We start from the raw sequence: 5,741 nt of genomic DNA on the forward strand, positions 1-5,741 counted from the left end.
GTACGCGTCGTCGTCCTCCGCGGCGAGGGCAGGTCCTTCTCCGCCGGGCTCGATCGGCAGGCGTTCGAGCCCGAGGGGTTCGAGGGCGAGCAGTCGTTCCGGAGCATGGCCCAAGGCACTGAGGAACAGCTCGACGAGGCCATCGCCGAGTACCAGGAGGCGTTCACCTGGTGGCGGCGGAACGACCTGATCACGGTCGCGGCCGTGCAGGGCCATGCCATCGGTGCGGGCTTCCAGTTGGCGCTCGCCTGCGATCTGCGCGTGTGCGCGGACGACGTCCAGTTCGCCATGCGCGAGACGAGCCTCGGCCTCGTCCCCGACCTCACAGGCACCGGGCCGCTCGTCTCCCTCGTCGGCTACGCGCGTGCGCTGGAGATCTGCGCGACGGGCAGGTACGTACGCGCGGAGGAGGCCGAACGCTGCGGCCTCGCCAACCTCGTCGTCCCCGCGGACCAACTCGACGGGGCCGTCGCCGACCTCGCCGCCGCGCTCCTCGCTCCGCCCCGCGACGCCGTCGTCGAGACGAAGGCGCTTCTCGCCGGCGCCGCCGGGCGCTCGCTCGACGAGCAGCGCGCCGCAGAACGGGCCGCGCAGGGACGGCGGTTGCGGGACGTCTTCGCCGTCGCCGACTGAACCGCCCTACGCGCCGATGTCGGTGACGAGTACCGCAGCCGTCGCCGAAGCCCCCCGTGCCGCAGCGGCGTCGAGCGCGGCCGTGCGCGCGGCGCGTGCGGTGTCCAGCGGGCCGTGGCCCGGCCTCGTGGCCAACTGCACGAGCAGGTGGCCCCCTTGGCCGTCCGGGCCCGGCTCCACGGTGACCTCCTCGTCGCGGAGCCCGAGCCGGCGCAGGGCCGAGCCGAGACGCGACGAGGTGTCGGCGACCCCGGGTACCGCGCGGACGGCGGCGGTCACGGCCGCGGCGAGGCCCTGCCGCCCGCCGTCGTCGTCGCCGGAGTCGGGGGAGGCGCCGGGACCGTGGACTTCCGCGGTGCGCGCGGAGGTCGGCCCGTCGGGCGCTCTCCTCTCCCCGCCGGCGTCCTCTTCGGCGTCGAGCATCCCGACCACCTCGAGGTCGGCCGCGTGTACGCGGAGCCCGAGCCGCTCGTCGGCGGCGGCGAGGAGGGCGGTGCGCAGCCGCTCGGCCGCTGCGGGGAACGGCTCGGCGCCCGAGGCCGAGAGCGTCGCGGTGAGGCGGAGCGGTCCGGGAGGGAGCGCGCTCGGCGGGGGCTCCACGGCCGGTTCGCCGGCGTCGTCCGGGTCCTGGGAGAGGCGCAGCTCCTCGGTGCGCACCCCTCGCAGGTCCTCCACGGCCCTCAACAGCACTGCGACGGCGGCGCTTTCGGTGATCCAAGCGGCGTCCGCCGCGTCGCCGAGGGGCAGCAGCCTGCCGAGGCTCAGCTGCTGGCGCACCGCCTCGGCCAGGGTGTCGACGGGCATCCGGCTCACTCCTCTCCGCGGCGCGGACGGGCCCCGCGTCGCCACCACAGTGCCCCACCGGGGCCGCCCGGCGGGCAGCGCCACCCTTTCGGCCGCGCATGTGCGAGCCGTGCCTGCCGGAGCACGCTTAGTGTGGCACCGGAACGGCGAGGCGCGGGTCGAGGCACGTCCTCCACATTTCCGGAAAGGGGCCCAGGCATGTCCGAAGGCGAACCGGCGGCCGGCGAGCGACAGCGGGGCGAAGGCGGTGGCGAGTGGACGTACGCCCGCCGCGGCGGGGGAGACCCGGCGGCGCGCGGCCGGACGACGATCGCCGACAGCGTCGTCGAGAAGATCGCGGGGCTTGCGGCCCGTGACATCACCGGTGTCCACGCGATGGGCAGCGGCCTGGCGCGCACCTTCGGCGCCGTCAAGGACCGGGTCCCGGGCGGGAAGTCGGTTTCGCGCGGCGTCAAGGCGGAGGTCGGCGAGGTGCAGACGGCGCTCGACGTGGAGATCGTCGCCGAGTACGGCGTCTCCGTCCCGGACGTCGCGCGCGCCGTGCGGGAGAACGTCGTCTCGGCGGTGGAGCGCATGAGCGGCCTGGAGGTCGTGGAGGTGAACATCGCGGTGAGCGACGTGAAGCTCCCCGACGAGGAGGACGAGGACGAGGACCGGCCGCGGCTTCAGTGACCGTGGCCTCTGGGCCGCGCGACGTGCGCCGCCCGGCGACTTCAGCGAAGGAGCGCACACCATGAACATGGCTGCTATCGGCTTGCTCGCCGGTATGGCGCTGGGATTCGCCGGATACTTCGGCGGCTTCGGCGCTTTCCTGCTCGTTGCGGCACTCGGCGCCATCGGATTCGTCGCCGGCAGGTTCGCCGACGGCGACCTGGAGCCGGGCGAGTTCTTCCGTTCGACGCGCGAGGGCGGGCGACGCAGGTGACGTACGGCGCCGGGATGTGCGGGGCAGGAAAGGAGGGGTGGTGCCGTGGACCCGGGTGAGGTGCCGAGCGCGGAGCGGGGATCGCTGAAGATCTCCGACCGCGTCGTCGCGAAGGTCGCGTCGCAGGCCGCACGCGAGGCGCTGCGGCCGCAGGGGCGTGCACGTACGAAGCAGGACCCGCCGGCGCGGCTGCCGGGTGCCGACGTGACGGTGCGCGAGTGGTCGGCGCGGGTGCGCGTCGTGCTGGAGCTCGGTTACCCGTCCGACATCGGGGCCCAGTGCGGGGCGGTGCGTCGCCAAGTCGCCAAGCGGGTAAGGGAACTTGTCGGCATGGACGTGCCGGATGTCTCCGTCGAGGTGGAGCGGTTGCGCTCCGCCGAGCTCGACGGCGAGGCTCCGGGGAGGGTCGGATGAGCGACGAGCACGTCACGTTGGAGAAGGCGTACCCGCCGGCCGGCGGGTTGGAGCAGTCGGCCTCCTCCGCTGTCTACGACCCCGAGGCACCGGCCCGGCGGGGCGGGCGCTTCTGGTCGGCGAGACGCGTCCCCGCAGCCGTCCTCGCGCTGTTGGTCCTGGCGGCGTCCGGGCTGCTCCTCTACGACGTCGCCGCCGTGCACGCGCGGCAGCAGGCGATGTCCTGGCGGCGCTCGCTCGCCGAGGAACTGGCGTCCAGCCGGGTCGACAGCGTCCCCGTACTTGCGGGCGCGTCGTTCGCGGCGCTGCTCGGAGTGGTGCTGATCGTCATGGCGCTCACCCCCGGACTGCGGACGGTGCTCTCGATGCGGAGGGAGTCGCCCGAGGTGCGCGCGGGGCTGGAGCGGAGCGCGGCCGAACTGGTGCTGCGCGACCGGGCGATGGACGTCTCCGGGGTGCAGTCGGTGCGCGTGCTGGTCGGACGCGGGAAGGTGCGGGCACGGGCGGAGGCGCACTTCCGCGACCTGGACCTCGTCCGGGCCGACGTGGACGCCGCGCTGGACGAGGGGATCAGGCAGCTCGGGCTCGACCGGCCGCTGTCCCTCTCGGTGCACGTCCGGCGCCCGGCGAAGCGATGAGGCGGAGGCGGAAACCATGCTGCGGATCGTGAACCGGGTCGTCGTCGGGGTGATCGGGCTGGTGCTGCTCGTACTCGGCCTCGGCGCCCTCGTCGGTGGTTTCGACCTGCCGTACCGCTGGGGGTTCTCGATGCCCTCGTGGTGGCCCTGGCGCGTGGGCGGGGACGCGGTGCTCTCGGAGCAGGACCGGACGCGGTGGACGGGAGAGGGGTGGTGGTGGCCCGTGGTCTTCGCCGTGCTCGCGCTCCTCGTCGTGCTCTCGCTGTGGTGGCTGCTGGCACAGCTGCGGCAGCACCGGCTCAAAGAGGTGCTCGTCGAGACGCCGGGCGCAGAGGGGGAGACGGGTCCTGCCGCCGAGAGGTCGGCCGCGCTGCTGAGGGGCAGGGCGCTGGAGCGTGTACTCGCCGCGGACGCCGAAGAGTTGCCGGGCGTCGACCGGGCCCGTGCGGTGCTGCTCGGCAAGCGGCGCCGGCCGCGGGTGCGCGTGGGGCTGACGCTGGCGGCGCATGCGGAGCCGGGTCCCGAGATGGTGCGGCTCCGCACCGGGGCGCTGACGCGTGCGCGTACTTCGGCCGGGCTGGAGGAGCTGCCGGCCGAGGTACGGCTGCGCAGCTCCAAGCACCGCGCGGAGCGCGTGAGTTAGACGGAGCCCCGGGCGCGCGCCCTGGCGCCGGCGCGTGCCCCGGGGCCGCGTGCCTCAGATCGAGTGGAGGCTGCCGCCATCGACCGGGAGCATCGCGCCGGTGAGGTAGGAGGCGGCGGGGGAGAGGACGAACGTCGCGGTGCGGCCGAACTCCTCGGGGGTGCCGTAGCGGCGGAGCGGGATGGTGGACTCCTGGCGGGAGCGTGCCGCTTCGGCGTCGCCGCCGACCGAGTCGAGGTAGGTGATGCGCTCGGTAGCGATGCGGCCGGGGAGGAGGCCGAGGACGCGGATGCCGCGCGGGCCCGCCTCGTCGGCGAGGGTCTTCGCGAAACCGGCGAGCCCGGGGCGCAGGCCGTTGGAGAGCGTGAGGCCGCCGATCGGCTCGCGCACGGAGCCGGAGAGGACGAACGCGACGACGCCCCCTTCGCCGAGCTCCTGCACCGCGGCGCGGGCGAGGCGGACGGCGCCGAGGAAGACGGTCTCGAAGGCGGAACGCCACTGCCCGTCGGTGAGTTGGTCGGCGGGGAGTCCGGCCTGCGGGCCGCCGACGCTGACGAGGATGCCGTCGAAGCCGCCGAACCGCTCGCGGGCCGCGGTGATGAGGCGGTCGGGGGTGTCCTCGGCGGCGTTGTCGGCGGCGACGCCGACGGCCGAGTCGGTGCCGAGCGCCTCGGCCGCGTCGTCGGCCGCCTGCTCCGTCCGCCCGGAGACGACCACCTTGGCGCCCTCGGAGACGAGTTGCCGTGCGGTGGCGAAACCGAGGCCGCGGGTGCCCCCGGTGACGATGTAGACGCGGTTGCTCAGTCCAAGATCCATGGAAGCAGTCTCCTCCATGGCGTACGGCGCGCGTCACGGGGTCTGCGCTACCGGACGCTCCCCTGCGCCGGTTGCGGTGCCGGCCCGTCCGCCTCGGGTGGTGCCGACGCGTCGGCCGTCGCCCCGGCGCCGGGGGCCGCCTGCTCCTTCAACTCGCGCCGCAGGAGCACCACCCAGCCGACGGGGACGGCGGCGGTGAAGAGCCACCACTGGATCGCGTACGCCATGTGCGGCCCGATCCCGCTGTGGTCGGGTTCGGGGAGCACCTCGGGCTGGCCGCTGCCTCCCGTCGGTGTGCTCTTCTCCAACTGCACGTAGCCGCCGAGGAGCGGCCCTTCGAGATCCGCGGCGCGCTGCCCGCTGTTGATCAGCATCACCTGGCCGTCGGGCAGGCCCTTGGTGTCCCGGATGCCGCTCGCCTCGGTCGTCTCGTCGGGCATGACGCGACCGGTCACCTCGACCTCGCCGGACGGCGGGGCGGGGGCCTCCTGCTGCTTGGTCTGGTCACCGTCGCCCTCGAACCAGCCGCGGTTGACGAGGACGGCGGTGCCGTCGGCGCGGACGAGCGGGGTGACGGCGAAGTAGCCGATCGTCTGCTCGTCGGGGCCCGTGCGGTGGCGTACCAGCACCTCGTGCGCGGTGTCGTAGTGGCCCTTGGCGGTGACGGTGCGGAACTTCGCCTGCTCGGCAGGGTCTTCACCGACGCCTGTGAGCCGGTCGACGGGGACGGCGGGGGCGGCGAGCGCCGCCGCGACCTGGTCGTTCCTGGCGACTCTGTCCTCGTGGCGGTGGTACTGCCAGAAACCCAGTTTGATCATCACGGGGATCAGCAGGAGCCCGAGAAGGGTGAGAGCGACCCATTGGCGGG

Annotated in this window: 9 protein-coding genes; 6 read left to right on the forward strand and 3 right to left on the reverse strand. The window is 74.2% G+C overall.

The annotated features are described in order from the left end of the window. On the forward strand, nucleotides 1-633 hold a 633-nt coding region (locus UWG_RS0110930; RefSeq protein ID WP_016907246.1), incomplete at its 5' end, for an enoyl-CoA hydratase/isomerase family protein. 6 nt (nucleotides 634-639) lie between these two features. Here UWG_RS0110930 and UWG_RS0110935 read toward each other — a convergent pair. Further along, entirely contained in the window at nucleotides 640-1,437 is a 798-nt protein-coding gene (locus UWG_RS0110935; RefSeq protein ID WP_016907247.1) for a hypothetical protein, read from the reverse strand. A 198-nt stretch (nucleotides 1,438-1,635) separates the two neighbouring features. On the opposite strand from UWG_RS0110935, the gene UWG_RS0110940 reads away from it, so the two are divergent. The 5 genes from UWG_RS0110940 to amaP all read left to right on the forward strand — a co-directional run bounded on the left by UWG_RS0110940 (nucleotide 1,636) and on the right by amaP (nucleotide 4,057). Then, nucleotides 1,636-2,109: an Asp23/Gls24 family envelope stress response protein gene (locus tag UWG_RS0110940; RefSeq protein ID WP_016907248.1), complete on the forward strand. Its 474-nt coding sequence runs from the start codon at nucleotides 1,636-1,638 to the stop codon at nucleotides 2,107-2,109. A 61-nt stretch (nucleotides 2,110-2,170) separates the two neighbouring features. After that, complete coding sequence (locus tag UWG_RS0110945; RefSeq protein ID WP_016907249.1) at nucleotides 2,171-2,362, forward strand: hypothetical protein; 192 nt, start codon at nucleotides 2,171-2,173, stop codon at nucleotides 2,360-2,362. A 45-nt stretch (nucleotides 2,363-2,407) separates the two neighbouring features. Beyond that, nucleotides 2,408-2,776 (forward strand): Asp23/Gls24 family envelope stress response protein, encoded by a 369-nt coding sequence (locus UWG_RS0110950; RefSeq protein ID WP_016907250.1) that lies wholly within the window; start codon nucleotides 2,408-2,410, stop codon nucleotides 2,774-2,776. Then, on the forward strand, nucleotides 2,773-3,414 hold the full coding sequence (locus UWG_RS0110955; RefSeq protein ID WP_016907251.1) for a DUF6286 domain-containing protein: 642 nt from the start codon (nucleotides 2,773-2,775) through the stop codon (nucleotides 3,412-3,414). The genes UWG_RS0110950 and UWG_RS0110955 overlap by 4 nt, the downstream gene beginning before the upstream one ends. Before the next feature lie 16 nt (nucleotides 3,415-3,430). Further along, a complete protein-coding gene (gene amaP, locus UWG_RS0110960; RefSeq protein ID WP_016907252.1) occupies nucleotides 3,431-4,057 on the forward strand; it encodes an alkaline shock response membrane anchor protein AmaP in 627 nt (208 codons plus the stop codon). Between the two features lie 54 nt (nucleotides 4,058-4,111). Here amaP and UWG_RS0110965 read toward each other — a convergent pair whose 3' ends face one another. Beyond that, a complete protein-coding gene (locus UWG_RS0110965; protein ID WP_016907253.1) occupies nucleotides 4,112-4,873 on the reverse strand; it encodes an SDR family oxidoreductase in 762 nt (253 codons plus the stop codon). A 47-nt stretch (nucleotides 4,874-4,920) separates the two neighbouring features. Continuing rightward, a partial coding sequence (locus UWG_RS29845; RefSeq protein ID WP_016907254.1) for an SURF1 family cytochrome oxidase biogenesis protein occupies nucleotides 4,921-5,741 on the reverse strand: 821 nt, incomplete at its 5' end.

Source organism: Streptomyces xiaopingdaonensis (assembly GCF_000262345.1).
Taxonomy (GTDB): domain Bacteria; phylum Actinomycetota; class Actinomycetes; order Streptomycetales; family Streptomycetaceae; genus Streptomyces; species Streptomyces xiaopingdaonensis.

Excerpts from the sequence above, each read along its gene's own strand:
- UWG_RS0110945 (WP_016907249.1), top strand. The coding sequence starts at position 2,171 with ATGAACATGGCTGCTATCGGCTTGCTCGCCGGTATGGCGCTGGGATTC.
- UWG_RS0110940 (WP_016907248.1), top strand. The coding sequence starts at position 1,636 with ATGTCCGAAGGCGAACCGGCGGCCGGCGAGCGACAGCGGGGCGAAGGC.
- UWG_RS0110935 (WP_016907247.1), bottom strand. The coding sequence starts at position 1,437 with ATGCCCGTCGACACCCTGGCCGAGGCGGTGCGCCAGCAGCTGAGCCTC.
- amaP (WP_016907252.1), top strand. The coding sequence starts at position 3,431 with ATGCTGCGGATCGTGAACCGGGTCGTCGTCGGGGTGATCGGGCTGGTG.
- UWG_RS0110965 (WP_016907253.1), bottom strand. The coding sequence starts at position 4,873 with ATGGATCTTGGACTGAGCAACCGCGTCTACATCGTCACCGGGGGCACC.
- UWG_RS0110955 (WP_016907251.1), top strand. The coding sequence starts at position 2,773 with ATGAGCGACGAGCACGTCACGTTGGAGAAGGCGTACCCGCCGGCCGGC.